We start from the raw sequence: 15389 nt of genomic DNA, 5'->3' as shown, positions 1-15389 counted from the left end.
GCTGAAAATCCAGCCCGTCCGGCGTTTGAGGACGCGGCCGCAGGCCGCCCCCGCCGCAGGCGGCGACGGTGCCGCACCCGGCAACGGACGGGCAGCGCACCCCCGAAAGCCCGCCCGGCCAGGGCATACGCTCGGTACGAAACACCCATCGAAGAGGGAGAGCGCCGCATGGCGAGCGACACCCCCCAGGCCAGCGTCTGGTTGGCCGGGAAACCGGTTCCGAAGCGCAAGGCGGAGTCCGACGGCGGCGCGCTCGACCTGGAACGCATCGTCGCCGAGAGCATCCGGCTGCTGGACGCCGAGGGCCTCGCGAAGTTCTCGATGCGGCGGCTGGCCGCGGGCCTCGGTGTGACGGCCATGTCCGTCTACTGGTACGTCGACACCAAGGACGACCTCCTGGAGATCGTCCTGGACGAGGTGCACCGGGTGATGGTGGTGCCCGACGTGTCCGACGGGAGCGCGGACTGGACCGATCAGCTCCGCGTCCTCGCCACGGAGTACCGGAAGATGCTCTCCGGCCATCCGTGGGTGAGCCAGCTGCTCGGGAAGTACCTCAACGTCGGCCCGCGCTCGATGGACTTCTCCAACGCCTCCCTCGCCGTCGTCCGCCGCAGCGGCCTGGGCCACGAGCACCTGACCGGCGCGCTGGCGGCCGTCTTCCAGTTCCTCTACGGCTTCTGCAGCGTCGAGAGCCTGTTCAAGGAGCGCTGCCGCGCCGTGGGGCTGAGCGAGGACGAGTACTACGCGCGGCTGATGGGCCGGATCACGTCCACCGACAACTTCGCGGAGTCGTTCCAGGAGGCCGCCGAGCTGATCGAGGCGCAGGTCGGCAGCGGGCTGACCCTCACGCAACGCCGGGAGCGCGACTTCGCGTTCGCCCTGGACACGGTGATCGCGGGCATCGAGACCATGCGCGAGCGCGTCGGGGCAGCCCCGGCATAAGCCCTGGCACAGGCGAAGGCCCCGGCGGTGGCGCGCAGGCCGTCCCCTGCCTTCGCGCGCGCCACCACCGGGGCCCATGCCCGGGACCGTCTCGTCTGCCGTTCCGGTCCCGGCTTCCGCCGGCCGGGGCGCGCCTCCGCTCAAGGACGCGCCCCCGCCGCCGGGGTCTGTGTCAGCCGGCCTGCCGGGCCGGCTCGGTGTCCGCCGCGGACGTGGACCCGGAGGCCGCCGCCTGCGTACCGGACTTGCTCTTCAGCGCGACCTCCTTGATGAAGAGGGTCACGATGAAGGCCAGCAGCGCGCAGGGCGCCGCGTAGAGGAAGACGTCGCCGACGCCGTGCCCGTACGCGCTCTCGAAGACCTGGCGGATCGGGGCGGGCATGTCCGCCAGCTTGGGGATGCCGCCGCCGGAGCCGCCCTTGCCGAGGGCCGCCGCGGCCTTCGGGCCGAGGGCGGTGATGCCGTCCTTGACGTAGTCCGGGACCCGGTTGGCGAAGACCGCGCCGAGCGCCGAGACGCCGACCGCACCGCCGAGGGAGCGGAAGAAGGTGACGACGGAGCTCGCGGCACCGAGGTCCTGCGGGGCGACCTGGTTCTGTGCGGCGAGCACCAGGTTCTGCATCATCATGCCCATGCCGAGGCCGACCAGGGCCATGTAGATCGCCAGGTGCCAGTACGGGGTGTCGTAGCGCATCGTGCCGAGCAGGCCCAGGCCCGCCGTCAGCAGCACGCCGCCGGAGACCAGCCAGGCCTTCCAGCGGCCCGTCTTGGTGATGATCTGGCCCGAGACGGTCGACGAGATGAACAGGCCGCCGATCATCGGGATCGTCATCACACCGGACATCGTCGGCGTCTTGCCGCGGGCGAGCTGGAAGTACTGCGAGAAGAAGACGGTGCCGCTGAACATCGCGACGCCGACGAAGAGGCTCGCGACCGAGGCCAGGGAGATCGTCTTGTTGCGGAACAGCCGCAGCGGAATGATCGGTTCCGAGGCCTTGGACTCGACGAGGACGAAGAGCGCGCCGAGCACGATCGCGCCGCCCACCATGGTCCAGGTCTGCCAGGAGATCCAGTCGTAGTTCTTGCCCGCCAGCGTCACCCAGATCAGCAGCAGGGTCACCGAGGCGGTGATGAACAGCGCGCCCAGCCAGTCGACCTTGACGTCCCGCTTCACGATCGGGAGCTTCAGGGTCTTCTGCAGCACGATCAGCGCGATGATCGCGAACGGTACGCCCACGTAGAAGCACCAGCGCCAGCCGAGCCAGTCGGTGTCCGTGATGACGCCGCCGAGCAGCGGGCCGCCGACGGTCGCGACGGCGAAGGTCGCGCCGAGGTAGCCGCTGTAACGCCCGCGCTCGCGCGGGGAGATCATCGCCGCCATGACGATCTGGGCGAGCGCCGACAGACCGCCGACGCCGATGCCCTGGACGACACGGCAGGCGATCAGGGTGCCCGTGTTCTGCGAGAGACCGGCCACGACCGAGCCGCCGACGTAGATGATCAGGGCGATCTGGACCAGCAGCTTCTTGCTGAACAGGTCGGAGAGCTTGCCCCACAGCGGGGTGGAGGCGGTCATCGCGAGCAGCGAGGCGGTGACGACCCAGGTCAGGGACGACTGGCTGCCGTGCAGATCGTGAATGATCTCCGGCAGGGCGTTGGAGACGATCGTCGACGACAGGATCGCGACGAACATGCCGAGCAGCAGCCCGGACAGCGCCTCCATGATCTGTCGATGCGTCATGGGGGCGGCGTCGGAGCCTATGTGGTCTCCGGACTTGGTGCTTCCGCTCCCCACACCGGCGGGTGTGGTCTTGGCCATGAAATTCCTTCGCTTGCGAGGTCTGCTTGTGTGGGGTTCGGGGGTCCCGGGGGGTGACGGCTACGGCTGGGCCTGCACGGCGCGGGGCCGGCAGGCGCCGAAGCTCTCGCGGAGCCGGGCCAGCAGCTCGATGAGCCGGCCGAGGTCCTCGTCGGACCAGTCGCTGAGGCCGGCGGCCAGCGCCTTGCTGTACCGGGCGCCCACCTGCTCCAGCAGCTCCTTCCCCCGAGGGCTGATGCTGAGCAGCCGGGACCGCTTGTCGAGCGGGTCGGGCTGCCGGTCGAGCCAGCCGCGCTCGACCGCGTACGCCACATGGCGGCTCGTCACCGACATGTCGATGGCGAGCAGTTCGGCCAGCTTGCTCATGCGGACCTCGCCGCACTGCTGGAGCAGCGCGAGCATCATGGCCGACGCGGGCGAGCAGTCCGGGGGGAGTGCGCGCCCGAGGTCCCGCCGGACGGCGGCGATGGCCCCGAGCTGGCGGGCGAGTTCCTCGTACTGCTCCTGCACGGCCACTCGATCCTCCATTTCGGTTGCTCAGGGCAACCATAAGACCAGAACTTGGTTGCTGAAGGCAAACGAAATCTGGGGTTTGCGGGTAAAGGAAGACCCAAGCTCTCCTTGGGGGCTTGTAAAGCGGCAGATGGGAGGGGTGGATGCGGTGTTTGTCCGTGGCCCGGCGCGCGCGGGGCGGGGCTCCTTCGCTAGGGTCCTGGCCTATGGCCAACCCCCATCAGCAGAACCCCGAGGGCTACGACCCGGCGGGCAGCACCCAGATGTTCCGCGCCTTCGTGGACGAGAGCCCGACCGGGGGCCGCCGCGCCGCCCGTGCCGCGGCTCCGGCGCCCGCCTCCTCCGGCCCGCGGGTCGGCATGATCGTCGGTGTGATCGTCGCGATCGCGGTGATCGCGGGGGCGGCCTGGCTCGCCCTGAGCTGAGTCGTCGGCCGGGTCATCGACCGCCGCTTCCGGCCCCCTGCCCCCGGGTGTCTGAGGACGAGGGCGAGGGGGACGGCGACGGTGAGGGCGACTGCGAGGGTGACGGTGTCGCGTCCGACCAACTGGCCGTGGCGTCCCGCGTCTCCACCCGCATGCCCGGCGGCACCCGCCACTCGTCCACGCACACCGTCCACACGCCGTCCACCGACCTGCCCGGGTCGATCGGCGCGGGCAGTGCCTGCGTGGAGGCGACCGTCGCCCAGTCGAGGCCGAGCAGGTCGACGATGTGGGTGCCGAAGGTGATGGTGCCCGAGGTGACCGGGCGGCTGCCTGCGTTGGCGAGGGTGACGGTGACCTGTTCGCACCACCGCCGTCCTTCGGCGTCCGGCGTGCGCCGCGGTGTGCCGACGCGGAGGTCCGCCGACTGCGCGGGCGGCGACTGGCCGCCGGGTGAGGGCGAGGGGTCCGCGGGGCGCGTGGGCGGGGTGCCGGGGAGCTGTGGTCCACCGGAGGATCCGGGGCCGGGGCGCGGCTCGACGGGTGGGGAGCCGCTGCCCGTACCGCCGGGGCGCTGCCCGGGGGCGGGAGCCGGATCGGAGGGCCCTGCCGAGATCGTCGGGGGCCTCGCGGGAATCGGACTCGCAGGAGTCGAGGGAATCGAGGGACCCGTCGTGCGGGTCGAGGGGCCCGGAGGGGCGGTCGGGGGCGGTGTGGTTCTCCCGCCGTCCAGCGGAAGCAGTTCCACCCGGCCCTTGGGCGGGACGGTGCCGTCGACGGACCGGGACGAGCCGGGTCCGGCGGCCCCCGTCGCGACATAGGCGTCACGGCCGCTGCCACCGCATCCGGAGAGCAGTGCCCCCAGGGCGAGCGCGGCGGCCCCGGCGGAAGCGGAGGCGGAGACTAGCGTCTTCCGTCGCATCGCCCCAGTGTGGCTGACGCAGCGTCAGGTGTATATATCGGCGGCCGGGTCCCCCGTTGATCCAGACCCGGGCCGGCGGGCGGGTGCGCCCTCGGTCCGCGCGGTCAGTCCGCGATCAGTCCTTCCCGGAGCTGTGACAACGTCCGTGTCAGCAGCCGGGAGACGTGCATCTGGGAGATGCCGACCTCCTCGCCGATCTGCGACTGCGTCATGTTGGCGAAGAACCGCAGCATGATGATCTGCCGCTCCCGCGGGGGCAGCTTGGCCAGCAGGGGCTTGAGGGACTCGCGGTACTCGACGCCCTCCAGCGCGGTGTCCTCGTAGCCCAGCCGGTCGGCCAGCGAGCCCTCGCCGCCGTCGTCCTCCGGGGAGGGCGAGTCCAGCGAGCTGGCCGTGTAGGCGTTGCCGACCGCCAGGCCGTCGACCACGTCCTCCTCGGAGACGCCGAGGCACAGGGCCAGTTCGGGGACGGTCGGGGAGCGGTCCAGCTTCTGGGCGAGCTCGTCGCTGGCCTTGGTCAGGGCCAGCCGGAGCTCCTGCAGCCGGCGCGGCACGCGCACGGACCAACTGGTGTCCCTGAAGAACCGCTTGATCTCGCCGACGACGGTCGGCATCGCGAAGGTCGGGAACTCCACCCCTCGTTCGCAGTCGAAACGGTCGATCGCCTTGATCAGGCCGATGGTGCCGACCTGGACGATGTCCTCCATGGGCTCGTTGCGGCTGCGGAAGCGGGCCGCGGCGTAGCGCACGAGGGGGAGATTGAGCTCGATGAGGGTGTCGCGGACGTAGGTGCGCTCCGCGCTGTCCCGGTCGAGCGTGGCCAGCCGCAGGAACAACGAGCGGGAGAGGGTGCGGGTGTCGATGGCTTCGCAGTCGTCGAGCACGGCGTGCGGTGCGTCGTTGGCGAGCACCTTCGCGCTGCCCAGGTCTACGGACATGCCACCCCCTTGAGGTCGCGGACGGGTCACAGCAACTCCCTCGGGCGAGGGTCAGCCTCCACCTGAATACCGGAGGCCGGGCTGTGGCAAACGCAGTTCCAGCAGAATGTCACATGTCGGCAACACGCTGTAGCGTCAAGTCGACATATCTGCCCACTGACCTCGGGGCCGTCCAGCGGGCTTTCACCCGTAAGGATTACGCGTCGATTCGATTTGCGGAACGCAGTCGGGCGAAGCTCCGGGAGAGCAGCCGGGACACGTGCATCTGGGATACGCCCAGCTCGGCGCTGATCTGTGACTGTGTCAGGTTGCTGTAGTAGCGCAGGAGCAGAATGCGCTGCTCGCGCTCCGGCAGTTGGACGAGCAGATGGCGCACGAGGTCCCGGTGTTCGACCCCGGCCAGCGCCGGGTCCTCGTAGCCGAGCCGGTCCAGCAGGCCGGGCAGGCCGTCGCCCTCCTGCGCGGCCTCCAGCGAGGTGGCGTGGTACGAGCGGCCGGCCTCGATGCAGGCCAGCACCTCGTCCTCGGGGATGCGCAGCCGCTCGGCGATCTCGGCGGTGGTGGGCGTCCGTCCGTGCAGCACCGTCAGGTCCTCGCTCGCGCCGTTGACCTGTACCCAGAGCTCGTGCAGGCGACGGGGGACGTGCACGGTGCGGACGTTGTCGCGGAAGTAGCGCTTGATCTCGCCGACCACGGTGGGCATCGCGAAGGTCGGGAACTGCACCCCGCGGTCGGGGTCGAACCGGTCGATGGCGTTGATCAGGCCGATGGTGCCGACCTGGACGACGTCCTCCATGGGCTCGTTGCGGCTGCGGAAGCGCGCCGCGGCGTAGCGGACCAGGGGGAGGTTGGCCTCGATGAGGGCGGCCCGTACGCGTGTGTGCTCGGGCGTGCCGGACTGCAGGGTGACGAACTCCTTGAAGAGCACCTGGGTGAGCGCCCTGGCGTCCGCGCCGCGGCTCCTGGGCCGGCCCTCGGGGTCGCCGTCACCGTCGGCACCGTCGGCGGTGTCGGCGGTGTCGGCGGTGTCGGGGGGCGGGGCCGCGAGGTCCTCCGAGCCCTCGTCACGGGCTTCGGAGGCGGTTGTGCGGGCCTGTGCCGAGGGGGGCGGCTGATCGCGCTGGAGGGGGGCTTCGGGGACGGTACGGGCCGACACGGTCACGCCACCCTTCACGGTCAACTCATCCGGCAAAAGCGGTCATAGCATCACAAGACATGCGCAATGTCGCAAGCACCGCATGGCGTCGTGTTGGGTGCAAAAAGACCCCCTCGTCAGGGGTGACGAGGGGGTCTGCGCACCGTGTGGGCACGGGGTCCCGGCGGGTCGGCCGGGGTGGGCTCAGAACGTGTAGTCGGCGATCACCCATGTGGCGAATTCGCGCCACTGCGCGACGCCCGCCTGGTGGGCCGGGTGGTCCAGGTAGCGCTGGAGCGCCTCGGCGTCGTCGACGGCGGAGTTGATGGCGAAGTCGTAGGCGATCGGGCGGTCCGAGAGGTTCCAGCCGCACTCCCAGAACCGCAGCTCGGGGATGAGCTTGCCGAGCTCCTCGAACGCCTGGACGCCGGCGGCGACGCGCGGGTCGTTCCGGTCGACGCCGTCGTTGAGCTTGAACAGGACGAGGTGACGGATCACGGTTCTGCCCTTACTTGATCAGCTGGGTCATAAACTCGCCGACGCTCTTGGCGGCGTCCGAGATGCCCTCGAACCCTATCTGTACGAGTTCGGCCGACCGCGCCGGGGAGTGGATGATCGTGTATGCCACAAAGACGACGACGGCCCAGAGCGCGATCTTCTTCGCTTGTGCCACGACCCACAGCCTCCCCTGCTGTCCCTGTAATCGCGAGAGTCTAACCGTACGTATGGTCGAAATGCTGGAACAGGTGAACGGCGCGCGGCGGTCGAGGTCCCTGACGAGGCGGTTCCTCACGGCACTTTTAAGGACCAAAGGCCCGGTCGGCCGGGCCCTTCGCCCACCGGTCGCGCTCCGTCGGGGGCGGAGGATGGGGGTGCGCCCCCGGATCTGGCAGGAATCCGGCGGGCCAGGGACATGACCTCACTGCGGGGTCCGGGCCGCGTCATCCCCCCGACTTGCGGCCCGGGCTTGGAGGTCGTGTCCTCGCCGGGGGAAGCGGCTCTCCCCCCGATGCCGCTTCCCCCGACCTCTCCTCTTTTTCTTTCGCCCTCCGATGCCGTCACGTTCCTGCGACGTAGGTGAGAAGCACGTACTGCCGGGGCACCAGAAAGGCATACGGCATATGCGGGCAGAGGGAGGTCGGTGAGGGGCGACATGGGCGTGGACGAACCCGCCTTCGCCATGCGGGAGCGCGTGGCTTACGGCGCCGTCATCATTGAACTGCACGGCGAAATCGACATCTTGGCGGACCAGGTCCTCTGTCAGCGCGTGGACGCCCTGACGGAACGTTTCCGGGCCGACATCGTCATCGACCTCCGCCGCGTCACCTTCCTCGACGCGAGCGGCCTGCGCCTCCTGTTGAGGGCGCGTCGGAGACTGCTCGCCCGTGGCGGCCGGCTGCGGATCGTGCGGGCCGAGCCGCGCGTGGCGAAGGTGATCCGGCTCGCGGGTCTCGAATCGGCCTTCACTTTCGTCGACGACCTGCCGACCGGCTGGCCGGAGGACGGCAGCGTCCCGGCGTAGGAACGGCCGGAAATCCCAGGCCGGCCGGGCGGGCTGAGATCGGCCCGTCCGGCGGTTGAGGACGCTCCCGGAGGGAGCTGGGGGTCCGGGCGGTCTCCCCCGGTTCGGGAAGGCCCGCCTTCGTGGAGGGTTACTTCGCCGGGACGGCGGTCTTCGGGGCCGTGGCCGGAACGGCCGTGGAGGCGGCGGCCTTCACGGCCCGGTGGATGCCGAAGGCGCTCAGCAACGCGCAAGCGACCAGCGCCGCCACCGCCCACCCCAGAGCCGACTGCAGCCCGGAGGTGAACGTGTCGGACTTGGCGTCGCCGACGATCAGGCCCATGATCGCGACACCGATCAGACCGCCCAGCTGGCGCGAGGCGTTGAGGACGCCGGAGGCGATGCCGATGTTGCCGGAGTCGACCGCGGAGAGCATCGCGTTGGTCATGGTCGGGACGACCAGGCCGATGCCGAAGCCCGCCACCAGGAACTGGGCGACGATCGCGTGGTACGAGCCGGAGTGCACGGCCGTGAGGGTGCCGAGGTAGCCCAGCGCGGCCAGCGAGCTGCCGGTGACGAGGACGGCGCGGGCACCGTACTTCTTGGCGAGCGGGCCGCAGGCCAGGTTGGCGATCATGATCGTGACGGTCATCGGGAGGAACGCGAGACCGGCGACGATCGGCGAGTACTTCCAGGCGGACTGGAAGAACAGGCTGAAGACGAAGATCAGGCCGTAGAAGGCGAAGTTGACGAGGAAACCGATGAGCGAGGTCGAGGCGAACGCCTTGCGGCTGAAGAGGTGCAGCGGCAGCATCGGGGCACTGCTGCGCTTCTCCGCGGTGATGAAGGCGATGGCCGCGACGACGAAGACCACCAGGGACGTGACGACGAAGGCGGAGCCCCAGCCCTGGCTGTTGGCCTCGATGACGGCGGCGGTGAAGGTGCTGAGGGCGATGACGGCCAGCGCCTGACCGAGCAGGTCGAAGGAGCGGCGCGGGGCGTTCGCGTCCCGGACGGTGCCGGGGGCGTTGGCCTGGGTCAGCCAGATGCCGGCGACCGCGATCGGGACGTTCACGAAGAAGATCGACCGCCAGCCGAGCTGGTCGATGAGGATGCCGCCGACCACGGGACCGAGGGCGAGGGTGAGACCGCCGGCGGCGGCCCACAGGCTCACGGCCTTGGCGCGCTCGGTGGCGTCGGGGAACGACTTGTTCACGATCGACAGCGAGGACGGGACGATCATCGCCGCGCCCAGGCCCTGGATCACCCGGGAGACGATCAGCGCGACCAGTGTGGTGGAGGCGCCGCAGGCGAAGGACGCCACGGCGAAGAGCGCGAAGCCCACCTGGTAGATCCGCTTCGGGTCGAAGCGGTCGCCCAGCGAACCGGTGGACAGCAGGAACGCGGCGAAGGTGAGGGTGTAGCCGTTGATCACCCACTCCAGCCCGGAGAGGCTGCCGCCGAAGTCCTTGCTCAGGGCGTCGGTGGCGACGTTGACCACGCTGACATCGAGGATGACGACGACGACCCCGAGGCAGGCCGCGAGCAGCGACAGCTTCCTTTGCGCGGTACCGGGTTCACTCTGGGGCATGCCTGTTCCTAGGGTCGGAAAGGGTGAGGGAAGTCGGGGCCGACGGGGAGCCGGAGGCGCATGACTCGAATAGACTGTTCGACGCGAGGCGAACAAGTAGACTGTACGCAGAACATCGAACACTTTGCAATCGCTCGTCAGGAAGGCCGTTATGACCAGGGAAAACGTCGCGGCGTCGGCGCCGCATCGCACGCCACCGGAGCACGTCCATCCCCGGGACGTGGCCTTGGAGGCCGCGCTGGCCGCACTCTCGGACCCCGTACGGCTCATGCTCGTACGGGAGTTGGCGGGCAGCGAGGACTGGGAGCGCACCTGCGGCAGCTTCGATGTGCCGGTCCGCAAGGCCGCGCTGAGCCATCACTTCGCGGTGCTGCGCTCCGCGGGGCTCATCGAGCAGCGCGACGCGGGCGCCAAGAGGATCAACCGGCTGCGCCGGACCGAGTTCGAGGAGCGCTTCCCGGGACTGCTGGACCTCGTCCTGCGGGAAGAGCGGGGATAGCGGTAGCAGCGGGAAGAGCGGGCTCAGCGATGGACGGCGCCGTCCCAGGTGATGGTGTTGGTCAGGGTGACGCCGTGGCTGGTGACGTCGATGGTGAGCCGGTCGCCGTGCTCGATCCGGAAGCCCGCGTGGAAGCTGCTGCGGTCGGCGCCGATGAAGACGTAGTGCACCCGGCCGGGGTGGTGCAGCGCCGGGTAGGAGAAGAGGTGCTCCGTCATGCCGTCGAGCCGGTAGGCGAGGGCGTCGGTGCCGGTGGTGAAGCCGCCCTCCCAGGCGGTCGTTCCGTCGCGCTCGACCGACACCTTGCCGGTCACGGAGCGCGGCGGCTCACCGGTGAAGAACCAGGGGGAGACGGCCGCGTCGCACAGCTTGGCGTACGAGAGGTGGCCGTTGTTCCGCTTGAACCGCCCGATGTCGGTGAGGTCGTTGCCGAAGGTGTGGCCCACGTAGCGGGGGGTGCCCCGCTCGTCGTCGACGTAGATCAGGACGACCTCCGCCTCCTCGCACACGGCGACGGCCGCGGCGGGGACGGTCAGGTCGTCACCGGTGACCCGGAGGGAGGTGCCGAGGCCCTTGAAGAACCAGTTGGGCTGCGGGCGTTCGCCGTCCGCCCCGGCCTCGTCGGACACCTTGACGTTGTGGGTCTGCATAAACCCGCTGACCAGTGCGTTTCCCAACTCGGCGGGGAGCAGCGGGGGCAGGTGGCGTATCTCGTGGCGGCGGTCCGCGGGCACGGTGACGGCAGGTCCGCCGGCCTTGACGGCGTCGGCGAACGCGGCGGCGTCGTAGCCGGCGGCCGCGAGCGCCGCGCCGTGGTCGTCACCCGCGCGGTAGAGGTGCAGCGGTGCTCCGTCGGCGGGCTCGTCGAAGCCGATGAGCCGCTCGCCCTGGTACGTGCATGCGAAGAACTGTGTCACGGCGGAACGCCCTCCAAGGATGTCGTGAACTCCCGTGGGAGCCGGTGGGGTCGGTGGTTCCGGAGCCGGGGGTTCCCGCCCGCCCCCGGGTTTTTGCGGCCGACTATTCCATGAGGATCTCGACGAGGGCAGGCCTGCCGTTGGTCTTGATGAATTCGACGGCCTCGCGGACGGTCGGGGCCCTCGCCCTCCGCGTCAGCCGGTCCGGTCGTCGGGGCTGCCGGGCCGCCCTGCGGTGGACACGAGCCGACGACCCGGCTCACCATGATGGAGGGGGTTGCGGCGCCTGGAAGGGGTGCGGCGGTCGCCGGGGGTTTGCTAGCTTGATATTCGGCTGGAGATTGTTGGGCGTCGGTCCCCACCTGGTTTGGGGATCGGCGGGTCACCGGCCGAGCAAGAAGGTCCCGCCACGGACTGCTAATCCGCGACGAGGGCCCTACCGGAAACGGCCTACCCGTCGGTCCCCACCGTTACTGGGGATCGCCGGGTCACCAGCCGCACAAGAGGGGCCCCCGCCACGGACGGCTAATCCGCGACGAGGGCCCTACCGGAAACGGCCTACCCGTCGGTCCCCACCGGATATGGGGATCGCCGGGTCACCGGCCGCACAACCACCTCCCGAATTCGCGGATCACCGCGGCGATCCGTGCGTGAAGCGGCTTCTTCCGGTGACGCCCCATCGGCGCCTCCCTCCGGACGCGCCGCCGAAGGTCCCGGCTCGGCGGCTCTCCTTTGGTTCGGGCCGGGCCCCGATGGCGTGGGGCCCGGACGTCGAAATCCATGGAGGGAGGCGCACCAGGTGCGCCACCGGTCACAATAGCGGTGTTTGGACCACGAGTTGGGTGAATCTATGGCTTCCCCGTCACGATCGGCTGCCAGAAGCCGCAGTGGTGGTCCGTCCCGAAGGCGTTGGTCGTGATGCTTCCCGTGGGGCGCAGGGAGAGGTAGCTGTCCGTGGGGTTGCGGTACGGGTACCAGTGGGCGCGGCCCTTGCCGTTCGGGTCGAGGGTGGAGACGAAAGAGCTCCAGTAGGCGATCATCCGTTCCGAGAGCTTCCGCTGTTTCTCGGTGAAGGTGACGCCGGGGAAGTCGAAGAGGTAGGGCAGTTCGGTCGCGTGTGCGGCGCGTACGTCCTTCGCGCCGAAGAGTCGTTGGACGCCCGACCACGCGACGGGGGACGGGTCGGCGAACTCGTAGGCGTACAGCGGCATGTGCGGTGAGAACGCGCGGTTCATATGGCGGGCCCGGCAGGCGTAGTCGCCGTCGGTGACGGCGTGCCCGTAGGCGAGTCCGGTGTCGCCGTCGTGGCTGCCCGCCGGGTACGCGCGGGCCGCGGCCGCGGCCTTGGCGCCGTACCGGGCCTCCAGGCCCGGCACGAAGTCCTGCGGGAGGACCTTCCCGGCCAGTCCGTACGTGACCTCGTCGTGGTTGGTGCCGCTGAGGACGGGCACCTTGACGGCCGGGGCGCCGATGGCGGGGCCGGGCAGCAGGCCCGTGCCGTACGACAGTGTGGTCACCGGGGCGGCGGGGGCGGCCGGGAGCGGGGAGACGCTCCTGCCGCCCCGTTTCGGCGGGCCGACCAGGGCGCTCGCGGGCAGGGTGCGCAGGCAGTCGGCGGCTGTGGCCTCGACGAAGCAGCCGAGCGACGCGGCGAAGACCGTACCGGCCTCCTCGGCGGCGCCGACCTCCCGGCCGCCGCCGCACGGGCCGCTCTCCAGGATCGCGGCACGGAACAGGCCGTGGGAAGCGGGGGAGTTGAGCAGCGCGCAGACGGACGCCGCGCCCGCCGAGGCGCCCGCGACGGTCACCTTGGCCGGGTCGCCGCCGAACGCGGCGACGTTGTCCTTCACCCAGCGCAGCGCCGCCTGCTGGTCCATGAGGCCGTAGTTCCCGGCCTCCCTGCTGCCGTTCGCGAGCGCGGGGTGGGCCAGATAACCGAGGGCGCCCAGCCGGTAGTTGATGGTGACGACGACGATGCCGCCCCGTGTGGCGAGCCGCTGCGCGGGATACGCGTCGCCGCTGCCCCAGCTCAGGGAGCCGCCGTGGAGCCACACCATGACCGGTGGCCGCTCCCCGGCGCGCCGTTCCGGTGCCCATACGTTCAGGAAGAGGCAGTCCTCCCGGCCCGTGACGGCCGCTCCCGCCACCCCCGGCTGGGGGCACGGCGAGCCCGGTACGGTCGCGTCCCGGACGCCCTGCCACGCGGCGGGCCGCTCCGGGGCCCGCCACCGGCGTTCGCCGGTGGGCGGCGCGGCGTACGGGATGCCCTGGAACAGCCGGTAGCCGTCGCGGAGCGACCCGCGCAGCCGTCCCGATCCCACGGTCACGACATGCCCGTCGTCGTCCGTGCCGGCCTCGTCCCCCGGCGGGGCGCAGCCCGCGACAACCGTCACCAGCATGCCCGCCGTAGCGAGCAGCCGGACGAACCTCGACCTCGCCGGTGGCGGCACGGTGCCTCCTGAGAGACGTCACACGGAGTCGGCGGAACCCATGGATGTCACCGTATGCGAGGCATGCGCGGGGCGCCCCCCGGGCGCTGCCGCTCGGGTGCCGGGCCGGTCACCGGGAGGTGCCGGACCCCAGCGACGGCAGGTAGCGCGGTGCCCGCCAGGCGTTCAGCCGGTGCTCCACCGCGCCTCCCAGGGACAGGAGCGCGGTGTCCCGGTGGTCGCCGGTCATCAGGAGCAGGCCGACGGGCAGCCCGTCCACCGATCCGGCGGGGACCGACAACGACGGGTACCCGGCCACGGCCGCGGGGGTGGAGGACGGGATCACGTCGTTGTCGCCCCGTGCGCAGTCGGTCGTCCAGGCGGGCGGGTTCGTCGGCGCGGCGATGGCGTCCAGCCGGTGGGCGGCCATGGTCTCGTCCAGGGAGCGCCGGGAGAGGTCCTTCAGCTCGGCGCGTCCGGCCCGGTATCCGGGGTCGGTGACGGGGGGTGCGGCGAGGGCCTGTTCGAACAGCTCCTGACCGGCGAAGCAGGTCCGCTCCGCGGGGTGGGTGCGGTTGAACCCGATCAGCTCGGCCAGGTTCCGGGGCCCGTGGCGGGTGGCGAGGTAGGCGTCGATGTCCCGGTGGAACTCGCTGAGCAGCGCCGGGAATTCGAGTTCGGCGAGCCGCTTCTGGTACGGGGGCGTCACCTCGACGACCTCGGCTCCCGCGGTGCGCAGTTTCTCCGCCGTACGGGTCATCAGGGCGTCCACCTCGGGGCCGAGCGCAGGCAGCCGCCACAGGCCGATCCGTTTGCCGCGCAGGCCGCCTGGGCGTGGGGTGTCGCCGCCGCTGATCACCGCGAAGGTGAGCGCGGCGTCGGTGACGTTACGGGCCAGGGGTCCCGCGGTGTCCTGCTCGGCGGAGATCGGCACCACACCGGCCTGGGCGACCCGCCCGAGACCGGGCTTGAGGCCGACCACCCCGTTCATCCCGGCCGGGCACACGATGGAGCCGTCCGTCTCGGTGCCGATCGCCACCTGCGACAGCGACGCGGCGAGCGCGGCGGCCGAACCGGAGGACGACCCGCACGGATTCCGGTCCAGCACGTACGGGTTGCGGGTCTGTCCGCCCACCGCCGACCACCCTGATGTCGGCTTCGCCGCCCGGAAGTTGGCCCACTCGGACAGGTTCGTCTTGCCGAGTATCACCGCCCCCGCCTCCCGCAGCCGGGTCACCAGGGCGGCGTCGGTGTCCGGCGGGCTGCCGGCCAGTGCCGTCGACCCGGCCGTCGTCGGCATGTCGCGGGTGTTCACGTTGTCCTTGAGCAGGACGGGGATACCGTCGAGCGGGCCACGGGAGCGGCCGTGCCGATGCCTGGCGTCGCTGGCGGCCGCCTGGCGCGGGGCGGTCGGGTCGGTGCGCAGCACCGCGTGGATCCGGGGGTCGACGGTCCTGATCCGCCACAGGTAGGCGGAGACCAGCGCCGACGAGGTCAGCGAACCGTCCGCCATGCGCGCCTGCAACTCCGGGATCGTCACCGTGTCGAGATCGACCCCCGACCCCGGCGGCGCACCGCCGGGGTTGGTTCCGGCGCCGGTTCCGGCGGCTTCCGCACGCGGATCCGGCGCACCTGTCAGAAGGGACCCCGCGGCCAGGGCGGCGATCAGCGCGACAACGCTTCTCTTCCTCATGGGGGGTAGCGGACTACAGGCGGCCGAGGCGGCACAAGGGGGCGGCGAGGCGCCTTCAACTGGCGGGT

Annotated in this window: 15 protein-coding genes; 4 read left to right on the top strand and 11 right to left on the bottom strand. The window is 70.9% G+C overall.

Going from position 1 to position 15389, the window contains the following annotated elements:
- Positions 1–168: 168 nt before the first annotated feature.
- Positions 169–942, top strand: coding sequence for a TetR/AcrR family transcriptional regulator (locus ACWD4A_RS27480; protein WP_451198008.1), 774 nt, complete (start codon positions 169–171; stop codon positions 940–942).
- A 172-nt stretch (positions 943–1114) separates the two neighbouring features.
- Here ACWD4A_RS27480 and ACWD4A_RS27475 read toward each other — a convergent pair whose 3' ends face one another.
- Entirely contained in the window at positions 1115–2761 is a 1647-nt protein-coding gene (locus ACWD4A_RS27475; protein ID WP_451198007.1) for an MDR family MFS transporter, read from the bottom strand.
- A 60-nt stretch (positions 2762–2821) separates the two neighbouring features.
- Positions 2822–3277 carry a MarR family winged helix-turn-helix transcriptional regulator gene (locus tag ACWD4A_RS27470; protein WP_451198005.1) on the bottom strand — a complete coding sequence of 152 codons (456 nt, stop codon included), beginning with the start codon at positions 3275–3277 and terminating at the stop codon, positions 2822–2824.
- 203 nt (positions 3278–3480) lie between these two features.
- On the opposite strand from ACWD4A_RS27470, the gene ACWD4A_RS27465 reads away from it, so the two are divergent.
- Complete coding sequence (locus ACWD4A_RS27465) at positions 3481–3699, top strand: hypothetical protein (RefSeq protein WP_451198003.1); 219 nt, start codon at positions 3481–3483, stop codon at positions 3697–3699.
- A 13-nt stretch (positions 3700–3712) separates the two neighbouring features.
- On the opposite strand, the gene ACWD4A_RS27460 is transcribed toward ACWD4A_RS27465, so the two are convergent.
- The 5 genes from ACWD4A_RS27460 to ACWD4A_RS27440 form a co-directional block, all read right to left on the bottom strand.
- Positions 3713–4618 (bottom strand): hypothetical protein, encoded by a 906-nt coding sequence (locus ACWD4A_RS27460; protein WP_451198002.1) that lies wholly within the window; start codon positions 4616–4618, stop codon positions 3713–3715.
- Between the two features lie 104 nt (positions 4619–4722).
- Complete coding sequence (locus tag ACWD4A_RS27455) at positions 4723–5556, bottom strand: RNA polymerase sigma factor SigF (protein ID WP_451198001.1); 834 nt, start codon at positions 5554–5556, stop codon at positions 4723–4725.
- A 196-nt stretch (positions 5557–5752) separates the two neighbouring features.
- Positions 5753–6730: an RNA polymerase sigma factor SigF gene (locus ACWD4A_RS27450; protein ID WP_451198000.1), complete on the bottom strand. Its 978-nt coding sequence runs from the start codon at positions 6728–6730 to the stop codon at positions 5753–5755.
- A gap of 165 nt (positions 6731–6895) precedes the next feature.
- Positions 6896–7189, bottom strand: coding sequence for a Dabb family protein (locus tag ACWD4A_RS27445; protein ID WP_451197998.1), 294 nt, complete (start codon positions 7187–7189; stop codon positions 6896–6898).
- A 10-nt stretch (positions 7190–7199) separates the two neighbouring features.
- Positions 7200–7364 carry a hypothetical protein gene (locus ACWD4A_RS27440; RefSeq protein WP_451197997.1) on the bottom strand — a complete coding sequence of 55 codons (165 nt, stop codon included), beginning with the start codon at positions 7362–7364 and terminating at the stop codon, positions 7200–7202.
- Between the two features lie 486 nt (positions 7365–7850).
- On the opposite strand from ACWD4A_RS27440, the gene ACWD4A_RS27435 reads away from it, so the two are divergent.
- Positions 7851–8213, top strand: a complete 363-nt coding sequence (locus tag ACWD4A_RS27435) for an STAS domain-containing protein (RefSeq protein WP_451197995.1) — start codon at positions 7851–7853, stop codon at positions 8211–8213.
- A 130-nt stretch (positions 8214–8343) separates the two neighbouring features.
- On the opposite strand, the gene ACWD4A_RS27430 is transcribed toward ACWD4A_RS27435, so the two are convergent.
- Positions 8344–9783, bottom strand: coding sequence for an MFS transporter (locus ACWD4A_RS27430; protein WP_451197994.1), 1440 nt, complete (start codon positions 9781–9783; stop codon positions 8344–8346).
- 151 nt (positions 9784–9934) lie between these two features.
- Between ACWD4A_RS27430 and ACWD4A_RS27425 the strand changes: the two genes are divergently transcribed.
- Positions 9935–10282 carry an ArsR/SmtB family transcription factor gene (locus tag ACWD4A_RS27425; RefSeq protein ID WP_451197993.1) on the top strand — a complete coding sequence of 116 codons (348 nt, stop codon included), beginning with the start codon at positions 9935–9937 and terminating at the stop codon, positions 10280–10282.
- Positions 10283–10305: 23 nt separating this feature from the next.
- Here ACWD4A_RS27425 and ACWD4A_RS27420 read toward each other — a convergent pair whose 3' ends face one another.
- From ACWD4A_RS27420 to ACWD4A_RS27410, 3 genes are all read right to left on the bottom strand, one after another.
- A complete protein-coding gene (locus ACWD4A_RS27420; protein WP_451197991.1) occupies positions 10306–11199 on the bottom strand; it encodes an FAH family protein in 894 nt (297 codons plus the stop codon).
- A gap of 848 nt (positions 11200–12047) precedes the next feature.
- Positions 12048–13649, bottom strand: a complete 1602-nt coding sequence (locus ACWD4A_RS27415; RefSeq protein ID WP_451197990.1) for a carboxylesterase/lipase family protein — start codon at positions 13647–13649, stop codon at positions 12048–12050.
- Positions 13650–13758: 109 nt separating this feature from the next.
- Complete coding sequence (locus tag ACWD4A_RS27410) at positions 13759–15321, bottom strand: amidase family protein (RefSeq protein WP_451197988.1); 1563 nt, start codon at positions 15319–15321, stop codon at positions 13759–13761.
- Positions 15322–15389 lie beyond the last annotated feature (68 nt).

Source organism: Streptomyces sp. NPDC002537 (genome assembly GCF_053594975.1).
Note: the sequence above shows the minus strand (reverse complement) of the source record. Positions and strands in the feature narration are given on the sequence as shown.

Excerpts from the sequence above, each read along its gene's own strand:
- ACWD4A_RS27480 (WP_451198008.1), top strand. The coding sequence starts at position 169 with ATGGCGAGCGACACCCCCCAGGCCAGCGTCTGGTTGGCCGGGAAACCG.
- ACWD4A_RS27475 (WP_451198007.1), bottom strand. The coding sequence starts at position 2,761 with ATGGCCAAGACCACACCCGCCGGTGTGGGGAGCGGAAGCACCAAGTCC.
- ACWD4A_RS27465 (WP_451198003.1), top strand. The coding sequence starts at position 3,481 with ATGGCCAACCCCCATCAGCAGAACCCCGAGGGCTACGACCCGGCGGGC.
- ACWD4A_RS27460 (WP_451198002.1), bottom strand. The coding sequence starts at position 4,618 with ATGCGACGGAAGACGCTAGTCTCCGCCTCCGCTTCCGCCGGGGCCGCC.
- ACWD4A_RS27455 (WP_451198001.1), bottom strand. The coding sequence starts at position 5,556 with ATGTCCGTAGACCTGGGCAGCGCGAAGGTGCTCGCCAACGACGCACCG.
- ACWD4A_RS27430 (WP_451197994.1), bottom strand. The coding sequence starts at position 9,783 with ATGCCCCAGAGTGAACCCGGTACCGCGCAAAGGAAGCTGTCGCTGCTC.
- ACWD4A_RS27425 (WP_451197993.1), top strand. The coding sequence starts at position 9,935 with ATGACCAGGGAAAACGTCGCGGCGTCGGCGCCGCATCGCACGCCACCG.
- ACWD4A_RS27410 (WP_451197988.1), bottom strand. The coding sequence starts at position 15,321 with ATGAGGAAGAGAAGCGTTGTCGCGCTGATCGCCGCCCTGGCCGCGGGG.